The organism is Pseudomonas sp. FP198 (assembly GCF_030687895.1).
GTDB lineage: Bacteria > Pseudomonadota > Gammaproteobacteria > Pseudomonadales > Pseudomonadaceae > Aquipseudomonas.
Genome location: NZ_CP117452.1, coordinates 1,836,915 through 1,861,850, shown reverse-complemented (window position 1 = coordinate 1,861,850; position 24,936 = coordinate 1,836,915). Strand labels below are relative to the sequence as shown.

Genomic DNA, 24,936 nt, shown 5'->3' with positions numbered 1-24,936 from the left:
GCAGGACGCGTCCCGAACCGGGAAGCTAGGGCATCGACTACCAAACGGAGCAACTGGCCTTGGATTGGCACACCCTGCTGACGCGCGAACGCCTGGGAAAACCCCTGCACAGTCCGGAAGAACTGGGCCGCAGCCCTTTCCATAAAGACCACGACCGCATCATCTTTTCCGGTGCATTCCGTCGCCTCGGGCGTAAGACCCAGGTGCATCCGGTCTCTAGCAACGATCATATCCACACGCGCCTGACCCATTCGCTGGAAGTCAGTTGCGTCGGGCGCTCCCTGGGCATGCGCGTGGGAGAAACCATCCGCGGCGCCCTGCCAGACTGGTGTGAACCCAGTGACCTGGGCATGGTGGTGCAATCGGCCTGCCTGGCCCACGACATCGGCAACCCGCCGTTCGGCCACTCCGGTGAAGACGCCATCCGCTACTGGTTTCAACAGGCGGCCGGACGTGGCTGGCTGGATGCCATGAGCGAGGCCGAGCGCAATGACTTTCTCAATTTCGAGGGTAATGCCCAAGGATTCCGGGTCCTCACGCAGCTCGAATACCATCAGTTCGACGGCGGCACCCGGCTGACCTACGCGACACTTGGCACTTACCTGAAATATCCCTGGACTGCCCGCCACGCCGACTCCCTGGGCTACAAGAAGCACAAGTTCGGCTGCTATCAGAGCGAGCTGCCATTGCTCGAGCAGATTGCCCACAAGCTCGGCCTGCCGCAAATCGAGGACCAGCGCTGGGCAAGGCATCCGCTGGTGTACCTGATGGAGGCCGCCGACGATATCTGCTACGCGCTCATCGACCTGGAAGACGGCGTGGAGATGGAGCTGCTGGAATATCCGCAGGTGGAATCGCTGCTGCTGGATCTGGTCGGCGATGACCTGCCGGAGACGTATCGTCAGCTTGGCCCGCTGGATTCTCGGCGGCGCAAACTGGCGATCCTGCGCGGCAAGGCCATCGAACACCTGACAAACGCCGCCGCCCGGGCGTTCGTCGAGCAGCAGGAGGCATTGCTGGCAGGCACGCTGCAGGGAGACCTGGTGGAACACATGCATGGCCCGGCCAAACGCTGCGTTTTGAATGCCAAGGACATGGCCCGAAAGAAGATATTCCAGGACAAGCGCAAGACTCTGCACGAAATCGGTGCCTACACCACGCTGGAAATTCTGCTCAACGGGTTCTGTGGCGCCGCCCTGGAACAGCATGGCGGCCGTACACCTTCGTTCAAGAATCGGCGCATCCTCGATCTGCTGGGTAACAACGCGCCAGATCCTGACGGCCCCTTGCACAGCGCGTTCCTGCGAATGATCGATTTCATCGCCGGCATGACCGACAGCTATGCCAGCGAAATGGCACAGGAAATGACCGGTCGCACGCGTCAATGAGTTCAGCGCCGCCGTTATCGGCGGCTCACTCAACAAACAACAGACAAACAAACTTTTCTCAAACTCGGTATCTCTACGAAATGAGCGAAACAAGCTACTGACGGACTACGCGTGCCTGATTAAAAGTTAAACACCCTGTCTTGAATAGAATATAAGTCCTGCTCGTCCCACTCCATTCGCCTACCAACAACCTAAATACTTCGTAGTACCTTGCCTCTTTTCTTGTAGGAAACTTCCGAAACTGGAAATGTAGCCCCGTCTCCTCGTACGACCCTGACTTAACTGGGCTAAGGTGCGCGCTTTATTCAGTTCGCAGGGGATTTATTCATGAACTCCGTTTTCATTGTCGACGATCATCCGGTCATCCGCCTCGCCGTTCGAATGCTGCTGGAGCATGAAGGTTATAAAGTTGTAGGAGAAACCGACAACGGCGTCGACGCGATGCAAATGGTCCGTGAATGTATGCCGGACCTGGTCATTCTGGACATCAGCATTCCCAAGCTTGATGGGTTGGAAATTCTTTCACGCTTCAACGCAATGACCGCCCCGATCAAGACGCTGGTGCTGACGGCGCAATCACCGACGCTGTTTGGCATCCGCTGCATGCAGTCCGGTGCCTCCGGCTATGTGTGTAAACAGGAAGACCTCAGTGAACTGATCAGCGCAATAAAGGCCGTACTGTCCGGCTATAACTATTTCCCGAGCCAGGCTTTGACGCCCCTGCGTCATGATGATCCGCGCAGTATCGAGCTGGATCTTTTCAAAAGCGTCAACGATCGCGAATTGATGGTGCTGCAACTTTTCGCGCAGGGCCGTACCAATAAAGACATCGCCAAGGGCATGTTTCTCAGCAATAAAACCGTCAGCACCTATAAAAAACGCTTGATGCAGAAACTCAAGGTCAAGTCCCTGGTAGATCTGATCGAGATGGCCAAGCGCAACGCACTGGTTTGAGAAATAACAGCATGTACAGATGTCTACGCGAATTTCTTCTGCTGTCGTGCGCGGGACTCTATGTCGCGACTCTCATGGCCGCCCCGCAGTTGCCCGAGCGTTATACGCTGCTGAGTCGGGCGACGGCGGATCCCATGCAGATCAGACTCGACGCTCCCCATCGCGCCTGGCTGCAAGGTCGTCAGGAGCTGGTCCTGGGTACATCCGCGCCGGATTATCCGCCCTTCGACCTTTCCACCAGTGGCCGCGATTATGAAGGCATGACTGCCGATTACGCGGGTGTCGTCGCCCAGGCGACCGGTTTGCCCATGAAGGTATTGCGCTTCAGCTCCCGTGGCGAAGCGATTGCCGCGCTCGAAAGCGGGCAAATCGACTTGCTCGGCAGCGCCAACGGTTTTGAGGCCAGCAATCCGGGCATCGCCCTGTCGAAACCCTATGCAGTAGACCAGCCCGTCCTTGTTACCCGGACGAGCGACAGCCCATCCCTGACCGAAGATCTCGAAGGGCTGCGGCTGAGCATGGCCTATCACTACCTGCCCCTGGATGAAATCAAAAAGCTCTATCCCAAGGCGCAGATCACCACGTATTCGTCCTACCAGAACGCCATCAACGCCGTCGCCTTCGGCCAGGCCGACGTATTTCTCGGCGACACCGTTTCCACCCATTATCTGATCAGCAAGGGTTACCTGAGCAACGTCCGCATGGCCAGCTTCGGCAAACACGAAACCTACGGTTTCAGCTTCGCGGTGCGCCGGGACAATGCCCGGCTGCTGGAGATCATAAACACCACGCTGAGCCAGCTCCCCATAGCGGAGCAGACGGCGATATCCAAACGCTGGAGTGCCGGCAGCGACCTGTACCTCACGGATCAGCGGATACAACTGACTGACCGCGAACAACGTTGGCTGACGAAGCATCCCGTCGTTCGCGTGGCGGTGAACGAAAACTTCGCGCCGTTTACGTTCTTCGATCCGGACGGTGATTTTCGCGGTATCAGCGCTGATCTGCTGGAACTGATCAGGCTGCGTACCGGCCTGCGCCTGCAGATCCAGCGGCGCCAGACTGACGGCGAAATGCTCTCCGCGGTGGTGAACGGCGAGGCCGACATGATTGCCGCGCTCCTGCCCAGCAGCGAACGGCAACAGTCCTTGAAGTTCAGCCGTCCCTACCTCGACAGCGCCTTTGTCCTGCTGACCCGCAAGCAATCCGACACGCCCGCGACCCTCGACCAGCTCCCCGGCATGCGCCTGGCAATCGCCGCGGGCAATCCCATCATCGATTGGCTGCGCAGTGAATATCCGCATATCCGACTGGTTGAAACCGTCGACTCCCTGCGCGCCGTCGAAATGCTTGCCCAGGGCGAGGCCGACGGCAGCGTCAGCTCGCTGGTCATGGCCAATTACTTCCTGTCTTCCCACACGCTGCGCGACACATTGCAGATCAGCAGCACCGTAGGCACACGGCAGGCCCTGTTCTCGCTGGCCAGCGCAACAAACGCGCCAGAGTTGAGCTCGATCCTGGACAAGGCCTTGACCAGCATCGAACCCGCCGAGCTCGGCGTCATCAACAACCGCTGGCAGGGCCATATCTCTGCCGCGGAACTTACCTGGCGCACCTATCACCGGGTGTTCCTGCAGTTTGTTGCAGGCGCCGGCCTGTTATTGCTGCTGTCCCTGGCGTGGAATGCGTACATGCAGCGGCAGATCAGGCAACGCCAGAAGGCGGAAGTGGCGCTCAATGACCAGCTTGAATTCATGCATGCCCTGCTCAACGGCACCCCCCATCCGATCTACGTGAGGGACCGCCATGGGCTTCTGCAAAGCTGTAACGACAGTTACCTCCAGACGTTCGACACCACACGTGAAGAAGTCATCGGCAAGGACATCGCGCCGGTATCCATGAGCAATGTTTTCGAAGCGCAGGAATATCGGGCGGACTACCAGCGTGTCATGGCCGAAGGCATCGCCTTGATCACCGACCGGCCATTGCACATTGGCGCTCGGAAGCTGACGATCTATCACTGGATCCTCCCCTACCGTAACGCCGCGGGACACGTGCAAGGCATCATCGGTGGCTGGATCGACATCAGTGAACGGCGCCAGCTTGTCGAGGAACTGCATGCCGCCAAGGAACAGGCCGACGCCGCCAATCGCGCGAAAAGCACCTTCCTGGCGACCATGAGCCATGAAATCCGTACGCCTATGAACGCAGTGATCGGCATGCTGGAACTGGCCCTCAAGCATGCCGACAAGGGACAGGTCGACCGTTCGACCATAGCGGTCGCGTACGAATCGGCCTCAGGCATGCTGGAGCTGATCGGCGATATCCTGGACATTGCCCGCATCGAATCAGGCCACCTGACCCTGGCCCCCGAACGAGTGAATGTCAGCGCCTTGCTGCGCTCGGTGGTCCGGGTATTCGAAGGACTGGCCCGGCAAAAGAATCTGCTGTTGTCGCTGCAAGTAGAGCCCGCCGACGACAAACACGACGTCCTGATAGACCCGTCGAGATTCAAGCAGGTGATCTCGAACCTGATCAGCAATGCCTTGAAATTTACCGAACAGGGCGAGGTGAAGGTCCGCGCCAGGCTTTCCCGAACCGCTCACGAAAATACGCTGCGGATGCAGATAGAAGTCAGCGACAGCGGCATTGGCATCAGTCCGGTGGACATGCAGCGCCTGTTCGAACCGTTTGCCCAGGCCGACAACAGCAGCCGGATGGCCCGCAAAGGCGCGGGGCTGGGCCTGGTGATCAGCCGCCAGTTGTGCCAGATGATGGGCGGTGAGTTGTCCCTGGACAGCCAGCCGGGCGTCGGTACCCAGGTCCGGCTTACCCTGGAGCCGAGCATCCTGCCCGAGACGACGATCGGCGTCCCGGCGGAGCCTGCGGTCGAAACGGCCACGGCCCGATTGAGCGTCCTGGTCGTGGATGATCACCCGGCCAATCGTTTGCTGATGACGCAGCAACTGGAATACCTCGGTCATCGCCACTCCCTCGCCAACGATGGCGCGCAAGGACTCAAGGCTTGGCATGCGGGTGTTTTCGACCTGGTCATCGCCGACTGCAACATGCCCGTCATGAGCGGTTACGAGCTTGCCAGGGCCATCCGCCGGTACGAGGCCGAACATCAACTGCCGCGCTGCACCATCCTCGGGTTCACCGCCAATGCGCAACCCGAGGAGAAGCAGCGCTGCAAGGAGGCCGGAATGGACGATTGCCTGTTCAAGCCGATCAACCTGAGCACCCTGAGCCAATGGATGAACACGATCAAACCCGCGAGCCGCCCAGCCGTGTTCAATGTCCAGAGCCTGCACATGCTCACCGGCGGCGACCCGATCTCCGTCCGGCGGCTGCTGGCGGAACTGCTCAGCAGCAACCGTTCCGACCGCCAGGAGCTGCTCCAAGCCGCCCGTACCGGCCCTTCCCAGGCGCTCGCCGAAACGGCGCACAAGATAAAAGGTGTCGCCCGTATCGTGCAGGCAAATGGGCTGATCGAATTGTGCGAGGCTCTGGAAATGGCCTGTCATCAGGAACAGGCACCCGGACAAATCGACGCCTGCGCGAAAGCGCTCCACCGGGCGATGACCGAACTGGAACAGGCGCTGGAAACGGAGATCGCCAAGGCAGGATAATCCAGTGTTTACTATGCTGTTGGCTCAGCAGTGCGTATCAGGGGGCGACCTCCCCCGAACACTTGGAGTGACGGATATGCCCAGCGCACCGCGTCCGGAAAAACGCCGGTTTCCCCTGCACGTCCATATCAGCGTGATGTTTACCCTGCTCCTGCTGCTGACCGGCGTCGTGCTGGGTGTCTTCAACTACCGGCAAACCACCCAGATCATCCTGTCCAGCAGCGAAAAGCTGTTCAATCGAATTGAACAGGACGTACGCCTGGACCTGTACGACACCTACGAACCGATCCGTCATCTGCTGGGCCTGCTGGCCGATTACCCGGCGACGCGTGCGCCTGGGATGGCGCAACGGCTGGACCTGCTCGTGCCCTTCAGCCAGGCGCTGCGAGACAACCCGAACCTGGCGTCGCTGTACCTGGGCGACAGCAAGGGCGAGTTCTTCATGGTCCGGCCGTTGCGCACCGATGCCTTGAGAGCCGCGATGAAGGCACCGGTCGGCGCGCTGTATCAGGTCTGGACCGTGGAGCGTGCCGGCAGCGAAAGCCTGGTTCGCTCGCAATCGCTGTTCTATGACCGGGACCTGAACCTTCTCAGCCGCCTGCAACATCCTGACGAAACCTACGATCCGCGCAGCCGGGGCTGGTTCCGTAGCGCCTTGAACAGCCATGAACAGATCACCACCGAACCCTACGTGTTCTTTTCCACCCGGAACATCGGCACCACCCTTGCGCGGCGCAGCGGCGCGCAGGCCGTCATCGGCGCTGACCTGACCCTGGCCGCCCTGTCCCAGACATTGGCCAAGCACAAGGTGAGCGCCGACACCGAAATTGTCCTGATCGATCCCCAAGGCAACGCGGTGGGCTATCCGGACAGTCCCCGGTTGATCGCCGACATTCAGTCGTCCCGCCTGATCAAGGCGCGTGACCTTGCCCCGGCCATCGCCGCTGCGCTCGATGACCACACTGACACGCCACGCCTGGAAGCGGCCGGACGCCAATGGATCGTTTCCCGCAGCCACATGCAGGAGGGCGGGCCGCAGGGTCTGGAGTTGGCCTTGCTGGTGCCGGAGGACGAACTGCTCGCCGATGCCTATCGCCTGCGCTGGCAAGGCGCGCTGATCACCCTCGCCACGTTGCTGCTGTGCCTGCCCCTCGGCTGGCTGACCTCGCGAATCCTGGTCAAGCCCTTGCGCGCACTGGTCAAGGAAGCCGACGCCATTCGCAGCTTCGATTTCAACTACCCGGTGTCCCGCCGTTCTCCGGTGCTGGAGGTCGATCAACTGGGTGTTTCGATGGCCCGCATGAAAGAAACCCTGGCGAGTTTTTTCGAGATCACGGCCAGCCTGCGCGCTGAAACCCGCTTTGCCCCGCTATTGGAGCGGGTGTTGTTCGAGACGGTGAAAATCGGCCAGGCCCAGGCCGGCCTGATCTATCTGCGCGAACACGACGAGGAGCAAGTCAAGCCCTACGGGCTGGTCATCGATGGGACGCCTCGGGACCTGCAAGCCTTCGCCCTGCGAGGCTACGCACTGAATGGCGCGGACAGCCCGCCGTGGTTACAGGAACTGGCCAGCGCGGAGACCCTGGTGTCCTCGCTGGGCTTCGAGCAGGCTGCCGATTTGCGCAGCGTCCTGCTGGAACTGGATGCCCCGCGCGTGCACCTGATCGGCATCCGCCTGCGCAACCGCCATCAGGAAACCGTTGGGATCTTGTTGCTGTTGATCACAGACAGCGGCGCCGAAGCCGACCTGGAGAAACTCCAGCCGGATCGCATCGCCTTTCTCCAGGCCGTTTCCGGCACCGCGACGGTGAGCATCGAAAGCCAGCGCCTGCAAGCCAGGCAAAAGCATCTGCTGGACTCGTTCATCCAACTGCTCGCCGGGGCGATCGACGCCAAGAGCCCTTACACCGGAGGCCATTGCCAGCGGGTGCCAGCCCTGACGCTGATGCTCGCCCAGGCCGCCGCCGCCAGCCGGGCACCGGCGTTCGATGCCTACCGGCCAACGGACGATGAATGGGAAGCGCTGCACATCGCTGCCTGGCTGCATGACTGCGGCAAAGTCACCACACCCGAATATGTAGTGGACAAGGCCACCAAGCTGGAAACCCTGAACGACCGGATCCATGAAATCCGTACCCGCTTCGAGGTACTCAAGCGCGACGCCTGGATCGATTACTGGCAGGCCCTGGCAACCGGTGGCGAGTCGTCAGCCCTGGCCCGCCAGCGCGACGCGACGCTGGCCGCCCTCGATGATGACTTTGCCTTTGTCGCACGCTGCAACCTGGGCTCCGAAGCCATGGCCGAGAGTGATTTGCAGCGTTTGCAACGCATCGCCCAGCGCACGTGGACGCGCACGCTGGATGATCGCCTGGGAGTTTCCTGGGAGGAAAGCCGACGCCAGGCGCGCACACCTTCGCCGACGCTTCCGGTGACTGAATCGCTGCTGGCGGACAAACCCGAGCATTTGCTCGAGCGGCATGCAGCCGAGCTGATCCCGGCAGACAACCCATGGGGCTTCCAGCTCGATGTACCGCGCTGGAAATACAACCGCGGCGAACTCTACAACCTCAGCATCACGCGCGGCACACTGACCCGCGAAGAACGTTATGTGATCAACCACCACATGGTGCAGACGATCCTGATGCTCAGCCAGCTGCCCTTCCCCAGCCACCTGGAAAACGTTGCGGAAATCGCTGGCGGCCACCACGAGAAAATGGATGGCAGTGGTTATCCGAAGCGACTCAAGCGCGAGCAGATGAGCCTGCCGGCTCGAATGATGGCGATTGCCGATATCTTCGAAGCGCTGACCGCAGCGGATCGTCCGTATAAAAAAGCCAAGAAGCTGAGCGAAGCCCTCGGCATCATGGCCACCATGTGCCGCGACGCCCATATCGATCCCGAGCTGTTCCAGCTGTTTGTCGACGAGCGGATCTACTTGCGTTATGCCGAGGAGTTCCTGGACCCGAGCCAGATCGATGAGATCGACCCGGGCAGCCTGCTGGTCAAGGCCGGGCTGAAGGCGTGATCAGCAATCGGTCAGCCGCAGGAAGATTGCCGCCAGTTGCTCGATGCCGGCCTGGTCGTGCTCGGTGAAGCGCGCCGGTTTCGGACTGTCCAGGTCCAGCACGCCGATCAGTCGTCCCTCCTTGACCAGCGGCACCACCAGTTCGCTGTTCGAGGCGCTGTCGCAGGCAATGTGCCCGGGAAACGCGTGGACATCTTCGACACGCTGGGTCTGGCGAGTCGCCGCCGCCGTGCCGCAGACACCACGACCGAAGGGAATGCGCACACAGGCAATCTGGCCCTGGAACGGCCCCAGCACCAGTTCCTCGTTACGGTTGAGGTAGAAACCGGCCCAGTTCAGATCCTCCAACTGACTGAACAGGAACGCCGAGAACTGCGCGGCATTGGCGATGAAGTCGCGTTCATCCGCCAGCAACGATTGCAGCTGTGCCGACAACAGGCCGTAGCCTTCGAGGCCTTCACCGGTCTGGGTCAAATCGATCATGCCTTGTGCTCCAGGAGTTTGAGGCCCACCCAATAACGGGCAAATTGATAGGCGCAACGTCCGTTGCGGTTGCCACGTCCGGTTGCCCAGCGCACCGCCTGCACATCCAGTGCTTCGTCACGCTGCCAGTCGAGCCCGGCCTTGGCCGCCAGTTCGCCGATCCAATGCTCTACCACATCGAGGAAGTGCTCCTGGGTAAACGGATAGAACGACAGCCACAAGCCGAAGCGGTCGGACAAGGCGATCTTGTCTTCCACCGCCTCGCTGGGGTGCAGCTCGCCGTCGACCCGTTTCCAGTTCTCGTTGTCGCTTTCCTTTTCCGGTACCAGGTGACGGCGGTTCGAGGTGGCGTACAGCAGCACATTGTCCGGCGCCTGCTCCAGGGAACCGTCGAGCACACTCTTGAGCACGCGGTAGTCGCCTTCGCCGGACTCGAACGACAGGTCATCGCAGAACAGCACGAAACGCTGGGGCAGTTTTGCCACCTGCTCGACTACCCGGGGCAGATCGGCCAAGTGGTCACGCTCGATCTCGATCAAGCGCAGGCCCTGCCCGGCATGTTCGGCCAGCAAGGCACGTACCAGCGACGACTTGCCGGTGCCGCGCGAGCCCCAGAGCAAAGCGTGGTTGGCCGGCATGCCATCGATGAACTGGCGGGTGTTGCGGCCCAGTTGTTCAACCTGACGGTCGACACCGATCAGGTCCGACAGGCGCATGTCGAGGCTGACCGTCAATGGCAGCAGGAAACCGCTGCGCCCGTCACGTTGCCAGCGCGCGGCCAGGGTCTGGCTCCAGTCGATGTCGGGCCGCGGGGCGGGCAACAAGGGCTCGATACGGGCAAGCACCGCATCGGCGCGCTCAAGAAAAGCATTCAATCGGGCGTCCACGTCTTTTCCTCGGACAAGTTCACGGTAATGATGACGCTACAGCGACGAAACGACGAGGCCAGTGGCGGGTCTGTTTCAGACAAGGCAAACCGGCCGCACCGGTATTCGGAAATGATCAGCTATGCTTGACCGGCGAAGGGAAACGTAAGTGGTTCACCATCCCATGGACATCAGATTCACCCAACGGCTGTCGTACAAACAGGCTCGACTGACCGTCATGGTGGGTTTCGTGCTGGGCACCTTGCTAAGCCTGGTACAGATCGGCATCGATTATGCCAGCGAAGACGCGTCGATCAACCGTGAAATCCTCTCGTTGCTGGAAATCAGCCACAACCCGGCCTCGCGCATCGCCTATAACATCGATGCCGAGCTTGCCCAGGAACTGGCCCTGGGGCTGTTGCGCTCGCCGGCCATCGTCGGCGCCGAACTGATCGATAACAACAATACGGTGCTGGCCAGCGTCAAGCGACCCGAGCTGCAAAGCAGTTACCGGTTTATCAGCGACTCGCTTTTTGGCGCCCAACGGCAGTTCGAAGACCGGCTTTACCTGAATCATCTGCCGGGCGAGTCCCTCGGCGTGCTGCGACTGGATGTCGACACTTATGCGTTCGGCAGCCGTTTCCTGCGCCGTGCCGAGGTGACGCTGCTCAACGGTTTCGCCCGTAGCCTGATCCTGACCGGCCTGCTGCTGGCGCTGTTCTACGTCATGCTGACCAAACCCTTGGTGCGGGTCATCCGCGAACTCAGCAGCCGCGACCCGGGCAGCAGCGAACAGCGCCCGCTGGAATGCCCTTCCGGCCACCAACACGACGAAATCGGCGTGCTGGTATCGGTCGCCAACCAGCAGTTCGAGAATGTCTCCACTGAAATCCAGCAACGGCGCGCGGCTGAAAATCGCCTGACCGATTACCTGGCGCAACTGGAGAATATCGTTTCGGCGCGCACGGCCGAGCTCAAGGCCATCAATGCCCGGCTCAGCCAGTCCAACGAAGAGCTGGATATTGCCCGGCGCACCGCCCTCGACATGGCTGACGCGCGCTCCGCGTTCCTGGCCAACATGAGCCATGAGATCCGCACCCCCCTCAATGGCTTGCTCGGGATGATCGCCCTGTCCCTGGATGGCCCGTTGACGGCCGAACAACAGCAACAACTGTCGATAGCCCATGACTCCGGCAAGGTCTTGGTCGAACTGCTCAACGACATTCTCGACCTGTCCAAATTCGACGCTGGCCAACTGGAACTCGAACGTATCCCGTTCGACCTTGGCGCGCTGGTCGAAGACACCGCCAACCTGCTGTCGCAGAACGCGGCGCCAAGCGTCGAACTGGCGTGCCTGATCGACCCGCAGTTCCCGGCCCAGGTACTGGGCGACCCGACCCGCGTTCGCCAGATCGTCAGCAACCTGCTTTCCAACGCATTGAAGTTCACCCGTTTCGGTCGGGTCGATGTGCGCTTGAGTCACTACGAAGGCGGCGTGCGGGTCGAGGTCTGGGACACCGGCATCGGCATTCCCCAGGAGGACCAGGCGCGGATTCTCCAGCCGTTCACCCAGGCCGGCGCGGGCATTACCCGCCAGTTCGGTGGCACCGGGCTGGGCCTGGCACTGACCTACAACCTCTGCGAGGCGATGCAGGGCCGGTTGACGATCAGTTCCGAGGCGGGCTTCGGCAGCCAGTTCTGCGCCGACCTGCCGCTGCCCGCCCACAGCCCGGCCCCGCCCGTCGAGACCTTGCGGGGCAACGTGGTCGCCATCACCACCGCCAACAGCGGGCTGGCCGAATTGCTGGGCATGTTGCTGCCGGTCTGGGGACTGGACTATATACAGCGCACCGTGGACGACGGGTTGCTGGGGCTCAAGCCGGACATCCTGATCACCGATTGCCCGGAATGCCTGTTCAATTTGCGCCCGACCTTCGACGCCCCGATCCTGCTCGTCACCGCCTATGGCAGTTTCATGCCCAGCGAAGAAGCCGCCGCCCTCGCGCCTTTGCTGCAGCAGGCCCGACCGCTGGCGCGCCACGCGCTTTACCAGATCCTGCGCCGGGCCCTGCAAAGCGAGGCGACGACCATCAACGACGCGCAGATCGAAGCACTGGCGCCCTCGCGGCGCGGCCGGGTGCTGCTGGTGGAGGACAACCCGGTCAACCAACTGGTGGCCAAGGGCATGCTGGTGAAGCTGGGCTGTGAAGTGGTGGTCGCGGCCCATGGCGCCGAAGCCCTGGATCAGCTCGAACAACAAACCTTCGACCTGGTCCTGATGGACTGCAACATGCCGGTCATGGATGGTTACGAAGCCAGCCGGCAGATTCGCCGCAGCGGCCGCTGGCCGGACCTGCCGATCGTCGCGCTGACGGCCAACGCGATGCCCGAGGAGCGCGAACGCTGCCGGGCCGCTGGCATGAGCGATTACCTGTCCAAGCCGTTCCGTCGCGAGGAACTGGCGGCGTTGCTGGACCAGTGGGTGCCGACTACGTCAGCCCTTTGATCTGCTTGAGCAGGTGATCCAGGTTATCGCGCAGCTCACCCACGCGATCCAGATCGATCCCGCTGTCGCACAGCAGGCGCGCCTTGAGCGGGCCGACCTGCTCGCGCAAGGCGCGGCCCGCATCCGACAGGCTCAGATGCACCTCTCGCTCATCCTGGACCGAGCGTTGGCGGCGGACCAGGCTCAACTGCTCCAGGCGCTTGAGCAACGGCGTCAGCGTGCCGGAATCCAGCAGCAAACGTTCTCCAAGCGCCTTCACCGTGGGCTGCTCCGGGGTGTTGTCCTGCCATTCCCACAGCACCAGCATCGCCAGGTACTGCGGATAGGTCAGGCCAAGCTGATCGAGCATCGGCTTGTAGCCACGAATCACCGCCCGTGATGCGGCGTACAGCTTGAAGCACAACTGACTGTCGAGCTTCAGCGAATCGACTGACAAGTCGCTCATTTGAGCAGGGCTTCGATCTCGCCAGTGAGATCCTCGGGCTTGGTGGTCGGGGCGAAACGCTTGACCACCTGGCCGTCCTTGCCGATCAGGAACTTGGTGAAATTCCACTTGATGCCCTTGGACCCCAGCACACCGGGCGCCCGCTGCTTGAGCTGGACAAATAGCGGATGGGCATTGGCCCCGTTGACATCGATCTTCTTGAACAGCGGAAAACTCACGCCGAAGTTGAGCTCGCAAAACTCGGAGATCGTCCCTTCGTTGCCTGGTTCCTGCTTGCCGAACTGGTTGCAAGGAAAGCCCAGCACCACGAGGCCCTGGTCCTTATAGGACTGCCACAATGCCTCAAGGCCCTTGTACTGCGGAGTGAAGCCGCATTGGCTGGCGGTGTTGACCACCAGCACGGCCTTGCCGGCGAAATCGGCAAGCGTCTTCTGCTCGCCCTTGATGGTGGTGCAGGGAATGCTCAACAGATTGTCGGTCATGGGACGGCTCCAGGGTGTAGTTGGATGCCGAAGATAGCGAGCAATTAAATTGCGTGCAATTTAATTGTCGTTAATGCGGAATCAAGGCCCTGTGGCAAGGGAGCTTGCTCCCGCGCCACAGCGGGCTGCGCAACGTTTACTCGCGGGGCACGAGATCCAGGCACACCGAGTTGATGCAGTAACGCAGGCCAGTGGGCGGTGGGCCGTCGGGGAAGACATGGCCCAGGTGCGCGTCGCATTGGGCGCAGACCACCTCGGTGCGAATCATGCCATGGCTGACATCCCGCACCTCCACCACCGCGCTTCCTTCGATCGGCGCGTAGAAACTCGGCCAGCCGCAGCCGGAATCGAACTTGGTCGTCGAATCGAACAACGGCTCGTTGCAGCAGATGCAGTGGTAGATGCCATCGGTCTTGGTCGCGTTGTACTTGCCGGAGAACGGTCGCTCGGTGCCTTTGAGGCGACAGACGTTGTATTGCTCCGGATCGAGCATCTCACGCCATTCTTCCAGGGTTTTCTGCAACTTTTCCATCGTCCTACCTCGGCAATTGAAAAAGCCCGATCCGACGCTTTTCCGCAGATCGGGCGGCACGTATGATTGCGCCTCGTCAGGCGCCAGTCTGGCAGTCACGTCATGCGCATTCAAATGGATTGTGGCGCATCTACCGCGTCCGGCCCGGGCACAGACGCAGGATCCCCAGTACGGTAGTTCATACGCCGCCTGGATCGTTCATTTTCGGGAACACATCGCCATGCAGGTCAGCAAATCGAACAAGCTCGCCAACGTCTGCTACGACATTCGCGGCCCGGTGCTCAAGCACGCCAAACGCCTGGAAGAGGAAGGCCATCGCATCCTCAAGCTGAACATCGGCAACCCGGCGCCCTTTGGTTTCGAAGCCCCCGATGAAATTCTCCAGGACGTCATCCGCAACCTGCCGACCGCGCAAGGCTACAGCGACTCCAAGGGCCTGTTCAGCGCACGCAAGGCCGTGATGCAGTATTACCAGCAGAAGCAGGTCGAAGGCATCGGCATCGAGGACATCTACCTGGGCAACGGCGTGTCCGAGCTGATCGTGATGTCGATGCAGGCCTTGCTCAACAACGGCGACGAAGTGCTGGTGCCGGCGCCGGATTATCCGCTGTGGACCGCCGCCGTCAGCCTGTCCGGTGGCAACCCGGTGCATTACCTGTGCGACGAGCAGGCCAACTGGTTCCCTGACCTGGCAGACATCAAGGCCAAGATCACCCCGAATACCAAGGCCCTGGTGATCATCAACCCGAACAACCCGACCGGCGCGGTGTATTCTCGCGAAGTGCTGCTGGGCATGCTCGAACTGGCCCGCCAGCACAACCTGGTGGTGTTCTCCGACGAGATCTACGACAAGATCCTCTACGATGACGCCGTGCACGTCTGCACCGCCTCCCTGGCACCGGACCTGCTGTGCCTGACCTTCAACGGCCTCTCCAAGTCCTATCGTGTCGCTGGCTTCCGCTCCGGCTGGATCGCCATCTCCGGCCCCAAGCACCACGCCCAGAGCTACATCGAAGGCATCGACATGCTGGCCAACATGCGCCTGTGCGCCAACGTGCCGAGCCAGCATGCGATCCAGACAGCGTTGGGTGGCTACCAGAGCATCAACGACCTGGTCCTGCCCCAGGGCCGTTTGCTGGAACAGCGCAATCGCACCTGGGAACTGCTCAATGACATCCCCGGCGTCAGCTGCGTCAAGCCGATGGGTGCGCTGTATGCCTTCCCGCGAATCGACCCGAAGGTCTGCCCGATCCACAACGACGAGAAATTTGTACTCGACCTGCTGCTGTCGGAGAAATTGCTGGTCGTCCAGGGCACGGCGTTCAACTGGCCATGGCCGGACCATTTCCGCGTCGTGACCCTGCCGCGGGTTGACGACCTCGATCAGGCCATTGGCCGCATCGGCAATTTCCTCAAATCCTACCGTCAATGATCCGGACGGAGTGCGGGGCGTTCGCCTCGCGCTCTGTTTGATTCAGCAACATATCCATTTTCCTGGCTCCGCAGGTTTCTGGCGCGTGGGCTCGTTGTCCGATGGACGACGAGACGCAACGTTCACGGGGCGCAGCGGCCACATTTCTTTTCCGGCGCAACTTTCAGAAAAGTCTTTCAAACAATGAGGACCGCTGTAGGACACAGTTTGAAATAGAAGGCGAGTTGAATAGCCTGCGGCAGCACCTTATATACCCCGCATAACGCTACATCTTTAGCATGAGGAGATTGCTACCACCATGATGCGCATCCTGCTGTTCTTGGCCACTAACCTGGCGGTCGTGCTGATTGCCAGCATCACCCTGAGCCTTTTCGGCTTCAACGGGTTCATGGCGGCCAATGGGGTTGATCTCAACCTCACTCAGCTGCTGATCTTCTGTGCGGTGTTCGGTTTTGCCGGTTCCCTCTTCTCGCTGTTCATCTCCAAGTGGATGGCGAAGATGAGCACCGGCACCCAGATCATCAGCCAGCCGCGCACTCGTCACGAACAATGGCTGCTGCAGACCGTCGAGCAGCTGTCCCGTGAAGCCGGGATCAAGATGCCGGAAGTCGGGATCTTCCCGGCGTACGAAGCCAACGCCTTCGCCACCGGCTGGAACAAGAACGACGCCCTGGTCGCCGTCAGCCAGGGCCTGCTGGAACGGTTTTCGCCAGATGAAGTGAAAGCCGTGCTGGCCCACGAGATCGGCCACGTCGCCAACGGCGACATGGTGACTCTGGCGCTGATCCAGGGTGTGGTGAACACCTTCGTCATGTTCTTCGCCCGAATCATCGGCAACTTTGTCGACAAGGTGATTTTCAAGAACGAAGAAGGCCAGGGTATTGCCTACTACGTGGCGACCATCTTCGCCGAGCTGGTACTGGGCATCCTCGCCAGCGCCATCGTCATGTGGTTCTCGCGCAAACGCGAGTTCCGCGCCGATGACGCCGGTGCGCGCCTGGCCGGCACCAGCGCCATGATTGGCGCCCTGCAGCGCTTGCGTGCCGAACAAGGCCTGCCGGTGCACATGCCCGATACCTTGAATGCCTTCGGCATCAACGGCGGCATCAAGCAGGGCCTGGCTCGCATGTTCATGAGCCACCCGCCGCTGGAAGAGCGAATCGACGCGCTGCGTCGTCGCGGCTAACCGCCAACGGATACAAGCAAGCCCGCAGCGATGCGGGCTTTCTTTTGCCTGCTAAGTTATGTGCCGTATAGCCTGGCGCCATCGCGAGCAAGCTCGCTCCCACATTTGACCGGCTGTGAACAAAAGTTCGTGCCCATCCGAGTTCCTGTGGGAGCGAGCTTGCTCGCGATGGGGCCAATACAAACACAACAGATCAACGACTGGACACCAGATACACCCGCTCATCCAGCCGCTTCACGCCCGCCTGCAAGAACTTCCAACTCTCGCCCAGCACATCCTGCTCCTGCAGGACTTGCAATTGCCAAGCCTTGCCCAGCAACCGCTGCACCTCCTCATGTCCTACCGAAAACGGCGGCCCAGGCATCTCGTCCTGGTTGTAGTCCAGGGTAATCACCAACCCGACGCAGTCCGGCATTATGTTCTGCAGATGGGCCGCATAACGCTCGCGCATCGGTGCAGGCAGGGCGATCAGTGCAGCGCGGTCATACAACGTCGCGCAATCCGCGACGTCCAAAGGCGTCAACGCAAAGACATCACCGCAGCGGATTTCGATGGCACCAGAACGAAACACCTTGAAGGCGCCCTCCTCACTCACGTTTGGCTCAAGCTGATGCTCCTGGAAAAAATCAGTGACGGCCTTTTCCGATAGCTCCACTCCGAGCACGGAAAAACCTTGTTGCGCCAACCACAGCAGATCCAGCGTCTTGCCGCACAAGGGCACCAATACTCGAGTTTCTTCAGGCAATCCCAACTGGGGCCAGAAACGCTGCAAGTAAGGGTTCACTTCCGGCAGATGAAAGCCGATCTGATTGGTTGACCAGCGCTTGTGCCAAAACTCGGGATCCATGGGGATTGCTCCATAAATTCGATCAAAACGGGTTAAAACTTATATTAGATTTCGATCGTTGACCTGACCGAAGATGAACACATCTTAACGCTCAGGAGCCCGTCCATGCTGCCCAGCCTGTTTATCTCCCATGGTTCACCGATGCTTGCCCTGGAACCCGGCGAGAGCGGCCCGGCCTTGGCTCGCCTGGCCGCGCAAATGCCGAAGCCCAAGGCCATCGTGATTGTGTCCGCCCATTGGGAGAGCAATGAACTGTTGGTCAGCGCCAACCCGCGACCACGTACATGGCATGACTTCGGTGGCTTCCCGAAAGCGTTGTATCAAGTCCAATATCCGGCGCCAGGCGATCCCCACCTGGCAACGCAGGTCGCCGAACTGCTCAATGCCGCGCAATTGCCGGCACGCCTGGAGACAGGGCGGCCATCGGACCATGGCGTCTGGGTGCCGCTGTCGTTGATGTACCCCGAAGCCGACATTCCCGTGGTACAGGTTTCCCTGCCCAGCCAGCGCGGCCCGACACTGCAGACGCAGGTCGGCCGGGCGCTGGCAGGACTGCGCGAACAGGACCTCCTGCTGATCGGTTCCGGCAGTATCACGCATAACCTGGGGGATCTGGACTGGAACGCCGGCCCTGACAGCATCGAGCCCTGGGCCAAGGCATTCCGCGATTGGATAGTGGCGCAACTGGCGGCCAACGACGAGTTCGCCTTGCATGATTACCGCCGCCAGGCCCCCCATGCGGTGCGCAGCCATCCCAGCGACGAGCACCTGCTGCCGCTGTATTTTGCCCGGGGGGCGGGTGGGAAATTCAGCGTTGCCCATGAAGGGTTCACGATGGGAACGTTGGGCATGGACATTTATCGGTTTGATTGACCGGCAGACCGAGTCGCTCCAATCGCGAGCAAGCTCGCTCCCACAGGGGATTTGTGAGGCCGAAAATCCAATGTGGGAGCGAGCTTGCTCGCGATTGGCTTCAACACCGCTCCCCCGACAGGAACACCAGATGACAGCCAAAAAAAATCCCCGAACCAGTCGGGGATTTTTTCATGCTCGATCAATCAGCCTGCGGGCCGATCAATCCTCGCGGTAACGACGCAGCTTGAGCTGCTTGCCAGCCACGCGAGTGTCCTTGAGCTTGGTCAGCAACTTCTCCAGGCCTTCTTCCGGCAGTTCCACCAGGCTGAAGCTGTCACGCACCTGGATGCGACCGATCGCTTCGCGGGCCAGGCCGCCTTCGTTGAGGATCGCGCCCAGCAGGTTCTTGGCGGCAATGCCGTCACGAGCACCCAGCGCGGTACGGCAGCGGGCACGGCCTTCGCCCAGCGGGATCGGTGCGCGACGCTCGCGATCACCACGGTCCGGACGATCACCGGTACGCTCGGGACGATCACCACGCGGTGCGCTGTTCGGCACCAATGGACGCTCCTTCTCGATCGCCGCCAGGGTCAGCGCCTGACCGTTGGTAGCCTTGCGCAGCAGGGCAGCGGCCAGGGCACGCGGGGTGCAACCGATGTCGGCGGTCAGGCGATCAAGCAGATCACCGTGGGTCGATTCGGCGTCAGCTACCAGCGGCGACAGGCTGTTGGTCAGTTTCTTGATGCGGGCATCGAGAACGGCCTGGGCGTCCGGCAGGCGAACTTCCGCGACCTTCTGACCGGTCACACGCTCGATCACTTGCAGCATGCGGCGCTCACGCGGAGTCACCAACAGCAGCGCGCGACCTTCGCGACCGGCACGGCCGGTACGGCCGATACGGTGGACGTAGGATTCCGGATCGTACGGCATGTCCACGTTGAACACGTGGGTGATGCGCGGAACGTCCAGACCACGGGCGGCAACGTCGGTCGCCACAACGATGTCCAGACGGCCGTCCTTGAGGGAATCGATCACGCGCTCGCGCTGGTTCTGGGCAATGTCACCGTTCAGCGCAGCGGCTTTGTAGCCTTTGGCTTCCAGGGCGCTGGCCAGGTCCAGGGTCGCTTGCTTGGTGCGCACGAACATGATCAGGGCGTCGAAGTCTTCCACTTCCAGCAAGCTGAGAACGGCAGAAGTCTTCTGGTCAGCGTGAACCAGCAGGTGAGCCTGCTCGATCGCGGTAACAGTCTGGGTCTTGGTCTGGATCTTCACGTGTTGCGGATCGCGCAGGTGGCGCTCGGCAATGGCACGGATCGATTGCGGCAGGGTGGCCGAGAACAATACAGTCTGGCGAGTCGCTGGCAGGGCCTTGAAGATGACTTCCAGGTCATCCATGAAACCCAGCTTGAGCATTTCGTCGGCTTCGTCGAGAACCAGGTGGTTCACGGTAGCGAGGACTTTTTCGTCACGACGCAGGTGGTCGCAGAGACGGCCCGGAGTGGCGACAACGATCTGCGCGCCATTACGGATTGCTTTCAGTTGTGGGCCCATCGGGGCGCCGCCGTAAACGGCCACAACGGTAACGCCAGGCATTTGCTTGGAGTAGGTTTCGAAAGCGGTTGCTACTTGCAGCGCCAACTCACGGGTTGGCGCCAGGATCAGGGCTTGCGGCTCGCGCTTGGCAGGATCGATGCGATGCAGGATCGGTAGGGCGAACGCAGCGGTTTTACCCGTACCGGTTTGCGCCTGGCCAATCATGTCGTGGCCGGCCATGATGATCGGGATCGATTGCTGCTGAATAGCCGAAGGTTCTTCGTAGCCAGTCGCAATGACGGCAGCAAGAATGTTCGGGTTGAGATTAAAAGCGGCGAAGCCGCCGGTTTCCTGGGTCATGGGTCTGCCTCTAAGTGCATCCGCAAAGACCCATGCTCCAAAGCTGCGCATGCCGTGTTGAGACTCAAGAGTCGCCCTGGCTGCTTTGTCGGCGGGGATTTGCGAAAACGAATGAATGAAAAAGAACGTCGTGGAAGCATCCGTTGTGCGGACATGCAACCGAAGCTGACTTCGGAAAATTGCGCTACCTTGACGCGGCCCGGCTAAAGGCCGGCGCGCACTATACCGGAATTCGTTGAAAAAGGGAGATTTTTTTATCGACGAAGGGTGTGGCGGGGCTCTGTGCAGCAAGCGTTGAGGGCGTTAGCTAAAACGGTTCATCTTTGGCTGACATGAAGCCCATTGTGGTGAGGGGATTTATCCCCGCTGGGCTGCGAAGCGGCCCCGAAAATACCTGAGATTCTACACGTGAGCGAGCCTTCAGGGGGCCGCTTCGCGACCCAGCGGGGATAAATCCCCTCGCCACAGGCACTCCGTTGCCCCGAGTTCGTGTTAAGTCGCCGGGCGGATCGCCTTGATCAACGATTGCAACGAATAACCCAACCGCGGCGCGAGCCCTTCGGCACGGGCCACCAGACCTTGCATGTCCAGCGCCTGGTCCAGGTCCGCCGGCACGATCAGGATGACGTTGCCCTCCTTCACCGGCAACTCCCAGTAGTGCCGGTGATACAAGCCGCGCAAGAGCGCCGCGCCTAGCGGCTTGCCGTCGTCGGTGGCCCACTGGTTGATCACCAGCCAGCCGCCGGGATTGAGGCGCTTCTGGCAGTTTTCCAGAAACCCCCAGGCGAGGTGACCGACGCCGGGACCGACATCGGTATAGAGGTCGACGAAAATCAGGTCCGCCGGCTCCGCCGTTTCGAGTAGCTCCAAGGCGTCACCGACGCGGATGTACAGGCGCGGATCATCGTCCAGCCCGAGGTATTCGATGGCCAGGCGCGGCACGTCGGGGCGCAGTTCGATGGCCTCGACATCCTCCAGCGGCAGGAACTTGAGGCAGGCCTGGGTCAGCGTACCGGCCCCCAGCCCGAGGAACAGCGCGCTCTCCGGTTGCTCGTGGCACAACGCACCGATGAGCATGGCGCGGGTGTAGTCATATTCGAGCCAGCTCGGATCAGCCGTGAACACGCAGCTCTGCTCGATCGCATCGCCAAACTCGAGAAACCGGTAATCAGCCACTTCGAGTACGCGGATCATGCCGAACTCGTCGTGCACCTCGGCGAGCAAATGCTCGACGCGCTCCTCTGTCATTTCTTCTCCTGATGTTGCCGTGCTGGCTCAAACCCGCGCAAACGGGGCAAAGGCGCGATTGTCGGCGAAGCGAGCGGAACAGGTCACGCACTAATTTGCTGATAACATGAGCGCCCGAGCGTAAATCACCTAGAGATCATGATGAGCCAACCCTGGAGCCCTGACAGCTGGCGCGCCCTGCCGATCCAGCAACAACCTCGCTACCCCGACGCGGCGCATCTGCTGCAGGTGGAGCAGACCCTGGCCAGTTATCCGCCCTTGGTGTTTGCCGGTGAAGCCCGGGAATTGCGTCGTCAGTTTGCCGAAGTCACCCAGGGTCGGGCATTCCTGTTGCAGGGTGGCGATTGCGCCGAGAGTTTTGCCGAATTTTCCGCCGCCAAGATCCGCGACACCTTCAAGGTGCTGCTGCAAATGGCGATCGTCATGACCTTCGCCGCCGGTTGCCCGGTGGTCAAGGTCGGGCGCATGGCGGGCCAGTTCGCCAAACCGCGCTCGGCCAACGATGAGACGATCGATGGCGTGACACTGCCGGCCTACCGGGGCGACATCGTCAACGGCATCGGCTTCGACGAGAAAAGTCGCGTGCCGGATCCGGAGCGGCTGTTGCAGTCCTATCATCAGTCCACCGCGACCCTCAACCTGCTACGGGCGTTCGCCCAGGGCGGGTTCGCCGATCTGCACCAGGTGCACAAGTGGAACCTGGACTTCATCGCCAACTCGGCCCTGGCGGAAAAGTACAGCCACCTGGCCGACCGTATCGACGAAACCCTGGCGTTCATGCGCGCCTGCGGCATGGACAGCTCGCCGCAACTGCGCGAGACGAGTTTTTTCACCGCCCACGAAGCGTTGTTGCTCAACTATGAAGAAGCCTTCGTACGCCGTGACAGCCTGACCAATGATTATTACGACTGCTCGGCCCACATGCTGTGGATCGGCGACCGCACCCGCCAGTTGGACGGAGCGCATGTGGAGTTCCTGCGCGGGGTGAACAACCCGATCGGGGTCAAGGTCGGCCCGAGCATGAACCCTGACGACCTGATCCGCCTGATCGACGTGCTCAACCCGGACAACGACCCCGGTCGACTGAACCTGATCGCGCGGATGGGCGCCAACAAGGTCGCTGATCACCTGCCGCAACTGTTGCGCGCCGTGCAGCGCGAAGGCAAGCAGGTGCTGTGGAGTTCCGACCCGATGCACGGCAATACCATCAAGGCCAGCAGCGGCTACAAGACCCGCGATTTTGCGCAGATTCTTGGCGAGGTGAAGCAGTTCTTCCAGGTGCATGAAGCCGAAGGGACCTACGCCGGCGGGATTCATATCGAGATGACTGGGCAGAACGTCACCGAATGCATCGGCGGCGCCCGACCGATCACCGAGGATGGGCTGTCGGATCGTTACCACACGCATTGCGACCCACGGATGAATGCCGATCAGTCGCTGGAACTGGCGTTCTTGATTGCCGAGACGCTGAAGCAGGTTCGGCGGTAGATCAGTAAAGGCTTCTTCGCCTGCTCAATCGATTCGCGAGCAGGCTCGCTCCCATAGGTGATTGGCTGCGGACACAAAAGCCGTGGTCACCATAAATACCCTGTGGGAGCGAGCCTGCTCGCGAAGAGGCCAATTCAGTCACCATCAACCCCCGCCAATGCCACCGCCAGCCGCACCCCACCCTCCCGCTCGCAATTGAGCTGCACCCGCTCCAGTCCCAACCAGTCAGCCATGCGCCGCAGATTCATCGCCAGCGCCTGCATGCCCTCCTCGTCAAGCCCCGGCTCTTCCTCGTGCACGGCATGCACGGCCAGCCGTCCCAAGGCCCGCTCCGCACGAAGATCGACCCGCGCCGCAATCCGTTCATTGTGCAAAAACGGCAAGACGTAATAGCCATACACGCGCTTGTGCACCGGCGTGTAGATTTCCAGGCGATAGCGGAAGTCGAACAACCGCTCGGTGCGGCTGCGCTCCCAGACCAGCGAGTCGAACGGTGACAGCAAGGCACTGGCAGCGACCTTGCGGGGGATTTTCACGGTAGGCTGGCACCAGGCCGGCTGCTTCCAGTCCTGCACCTGACATCGCAACAATTCACCCGCCTCCTCCAACTCGGCCAGTCGAGCACGGGTGTCGGCCGGATCCAGGCGGAAGTAATCACGCAGGTCCTTCTCGGTGCCGACGCCCAAGGCCTGCGCCGCATGCAGGAGCAACGCGCGCTGGGCCTGGGCTTCGTCCGGCTGCGGTTGGCGCAGGACCGACTCGGGCAGCACCCGCTCAGGCAGATCATAGAGCCGCTCGAACCCCCGTCGCCCGGCTACGGTGACTTCGCCCGCGGCGAACAGCCATTCCAGCGCATGTTTCTCGGCGCTCCAGTCCCACCAGGGCCCCGCCTTCTCCTGACGCGTGGACAAGCTGCCGGCGCCAATCGCGCCCTGTTCCCGAACCGCCTGAAGGACCCGATGAATCACGTCCTGCTGCTCACGACCAAACCGCGCCAACTGCTGGTAGATGCCTTCGCCACGGGCCGCCCGCGCCATGCGCCAACGCATCAGCGGATACATCGCAACCGGCAGCAGCGAAGCTTCATGTCCCCAATATTCAAACAACGTGCGACGGCGCCCCTGGCTCCAGGCTGCCTGATCGAGCAAGTCGCGATTGTAGTGACCAAGGCGGGAGAACAGCGGGAGGTAATGCGAGCGCACCAGGGCATTGACTGAATCGATCTGCACGACGCCGAGGCGCTCGATCAGACGGTTGAGGCGCGCGGGTTGCACCGAGGCTGGCGATGGCCGCCCATCGAATCCTTGGGCGGCCAACGCCAGGCGTCGGGCCTGTTTGAGGGTAAAGGATACAGTCGCGGGCATGGAGATCTCCTTGTCTGCTCGCAACCTACCTCACCATTAAGCGGTTTGTGTAGGGAAGGATGGCTCATTTGTGCATCGGGTCATCCCAGAATGGCCGAACCACTTCCTTTTCCACATCGGCACGGCTGACGCCTATGTCCTTGAGCGCCTCATCGCTCATCGAGGCGAGCAGTTCACGCTCGTGGTGCAATTCGTACCAGCGGCTAAACTTGTGCAACAGCGCGCTGAGCGAAAAACCGTGGGATGAGAATTTATCAATCAGCAAATAACCTTTTTGACCTTTCATCGTGATGTCCTCCGTTGGGGATGG

The 24,936-nt window shown here is 61.1% G+C and carries 19 protein-coding genes; 9 read left to right on the top strand and 10 right to left on the bottom strand.

Annotation, left to right across the window (positions count from 1 at the left end; translation table 11 throughout):
* Positions 1-59 precede the first annotated feature (59 nt).
* From PSH78_RS08715 to PSH78_RS08700, 4 genes are all read left to right on the top strand, one after another.
* The gene (locus PSH78_RS08715; protein ID WP_305499797.1) at positions 60-1,388 is read left to right on the top strand and encodes a deoxyguanosinetriphosphate triphosphohydrolase; all 1,329 of its coding nucleotides are present in this window, start codon (positions 60-62) and stop codon (positions 1,386-1,388) included.
* A gap of 327 nt (positions 1,389-1,715) precedes the next feature.
* Positions 1,716-2,342, top strand: coding sequence for a response regulator transcription factor (locus PSH78_RS08710; protein ID WP_305499795.1), 627 nt, complete (start codon positions 1,716-1,718; stop codon positions 2,340-2,342).
* A 74-nt stretch (positions 2,343-2,416) separates the two neighbouring features.
* Positions 2,417-5,974: a transporter substrate-binding domain-containing protein gene (locus tag PSH78_RS08705; RefSeq protein WP_370871117.1), complete on the top strand. Its 3,558-nt coding sequence runs from the start codon at positions 2,417-2,419 to the stop codon at positions 5,972-5,974.
* A gap of 76 nt (positions 5,975-6,050) precedes the next feature.
* Complete coding sequence (locus tag PSH78_RS08700; protein ID WP_305499792.1) at positions 6,051-8,999, top strand: HD domain-containing phosphohydrolase; 2,949 nt, start codon at positions 6,051-6,053, stop codon at positions 8,997-8,999.
* Here the strand turns inward: PSH78_RS08700 and PSH78_RS08695 are convergent, their stop codons facing one another.
* Together PSH78_RS08695 and PSH78_RS08690 are read right to left on the bottom strand one after the other, a co-directional pair.
* Positions 9,000-9,482, bottom strand: a complete 483-nt coding sequence (locus PSH78_RS08695) for a GAF domain-containing protein (protein WP_305499790.1) — start codon at positions 9,480-9,482, stop codon at positions 9,000-9,002.
* Entirely contained in the window at positions 9,479-10,369 is an 891-nt protein-coding gene (locus tag PSH78_RS08690; RefSeq protein ID WP_305499788.1) for an ATP-binding protein, read from the bottom strand. Before PSH78_RS08690 ends, PSH78_RS08695 begins: the two co-directional genes overlap by 4 nt.
* Positions 10,370-10,532: 163 nt before the next feature.
* On the opposite strand from PSH78_RS08690, the gene PSH78_RS08685 reads away from it, so the two are divergent.
* Complete coding sequence (locus tag PSH78_RS08685) at positions 10,533-12,854, top strand: response regulator (RefSeq protein WP_305499786.1); 2,322 nt, start codon at positions 10,533-10,535, stop codon at positions 12,852-12,854.
* On the opposite strand, the gene PSH78_RS08680 is transcribed toward PSH78_RS08685, so the two are convergent.
* From PSH78_RS08680 to msrB, 3 genes are all read right to left on the bottom strand, one after another.
* Positions 12,838-13,299 (bottom strand): MarR family winged helix-turn-helix transcriptional regulator, encoded by a 462-nt coding sequence (locus PSH78_RS08680; RefSeq protein ID WP_305499784.1) that lies wholly within the window; start codon positions 13,297-13,299, stop codon positions 12,838-12,840. The genes PSH78_RS08685 and PSH78_RS08680 overlap by 17 nt on opposite strands.
* Positions 13,296-13,781: a glutathione peroxidase gene (locus PSH78_RS08675; protein WP_305499783.1), complete on the bottom strand. Its 486-nt coding sequence runs from the start codon at positions 13,779-13,781 to the stop codon at positions 13,296-13,298. The genes PSH78_RS08680 and PSH78_RS08675 overlap by 4 nt, the downstream gene beginning before the upstream one ends.
* Positions 13,782-13,917: 136 nt before the next feature.
* Positions 13,918-14,313 (bottom strand): peptide-methionine (R)-S-oxide reductase MsrB, encoded by a 396-nt coding sequence (gene msrB / locus PSH78_RS08670; protein ID WP_305499781.1) that lies wholly within the window; start codon positions 14,311-14,313, stop codon positions 13,918-13,920.
* A gap of 220 nt (positions 14,314-14,533) precedes the next feature.
* Between msrB and PSH78_RS08665 the strand changes: the two genes are divergently transcribed.
* Positions 14,534-15,745, top strand: a complete 1,212-nt coding sequence (locus PSH78_RS08665) for a pyridoxal phosphate-dependent aminotransferase (protein WP_018603142.1) — start codon at positions 14,534-14,536, stop codon at positions 15,743-15,745.
* A 298-nt stretch (positions 15,746-16,043) separates the two neighbouring features.
* Positions 16,044-16,931 (top strand): protease HtpX, encoded by an 888-nt coding sequence (gene htpX, locus PSH78_RS08660; protein WP_186705346.1) that lies wholly within the window; start codon positions 16,044-16,046, stop codon positions 16,929-16,931.
* Between the two features lie 193 nt (positions 16,932-17,124).
* On the opposite strand, the gene PSH78_RS08655 is transcribed toward htpX, so the two are convergent.
* Positions 17,125-17,778, bottom strand: coding sequence for a thiopurine S-methyltransferase (locus PSH78_RS08655; RefSeq protein ID WP_305499780.1), 654 nt, complete (start codon positions 17,776-17,778; stop codon positions 17,125-17,127).
* A 105-nt stretch (positions 17,779-17,883) separates the two neighbouring features.
* Between PSH78_RS08655 and PSH78_RS08650 the strand changes: the two genes are divergently transcribed.
* The gene (locus PSH78_RS08650; protein ID WP_305499778.1) at positions 17,884-18,651 is read left to right on the top strand and encodes a class III extradiol ring-cleavage dioxygenase; all 768 of its coding nucleotides are present in this window, start codon (positions 17,884-17,886) and stop codon (positions 18,649-18,651) included.
* 201 nt (positions 18,652-18,852) lie between these two features.
* Here the strand turns inward: PSH78_RS08650 and PSH78_RS08645 are convergent, their stop codons facing one another.
* On the bottom strand, positions 18,853-20,526 hold the full coding sequence (locus PSH78_RS08645; RefSeq protein WP_305499776.1) for a DEAD/DEAH box helicase: 1,674 nt from the start codon (positions 20,524-20,526) through the stop codon (positions 18,853-18,855).
* A 492-nt stretch (positions 20,527-21,018) separates the two neighbouring features.
* Entirely contained in the window at positions 21,019-21,774 is a 756-nt protein-coding gene (locus PSH78_RS08640) for a spermidine synthase (protein ID WP_305499774.1), read from the bottom strand.
* Positions 21,775-21,915: 141 nt separating this feature from the next.
* On the opposite strand from PSH78_RS08640, the gene PSH78_RS08635 reads away from it, so the two are divergent.
* Positions 21,916-23,262: a class II 3-deoxy-7-phosphoheptulonate synthase gene (locus PSH78_RS08635; RefSeq protein ID WP_305499772.1), complete on the top strand. Its 1,347-nt coding sequence runs from the start codon at positions 21,916-21,918 to the stop codon at positions 23,260-23,262.
* A gap of 134 nt (positions 23,263-23,396) precedes the next feature.
* On the opposite strand, the gene PSH78_RS08630 is transcribed toward PSH78_RS08635, so the two are convergent.
* Both PSH78_RS08630 and PSH78_RS08625 read right to left on the bottom strand, forming a co-directional pair.
* Positions 23,397-24,626, bottom strand: a complete 1,230-nt coding sequence (locus PSH78_RS08630; protein WP_305499770.1) for a winged helix-turn-helix domain-containing protein — start codon at positions 24,624-24,626, stop codon at positions 23,397-23,399.
* A gap of 64 nt (positions 24,627-24,690) precedes the next feature.
* Entirely contained in the window at positions 24,691-24,912 is a 222-nt protein-coding gene (locus tag PSH78_RS08625; RefSeq protein ID WP_305499769.1) for a DUF1127 domain-containing protein, read from the bottom strand.
* Positions 24,913-24,936 lie beyond the last annotated feature (24 nt).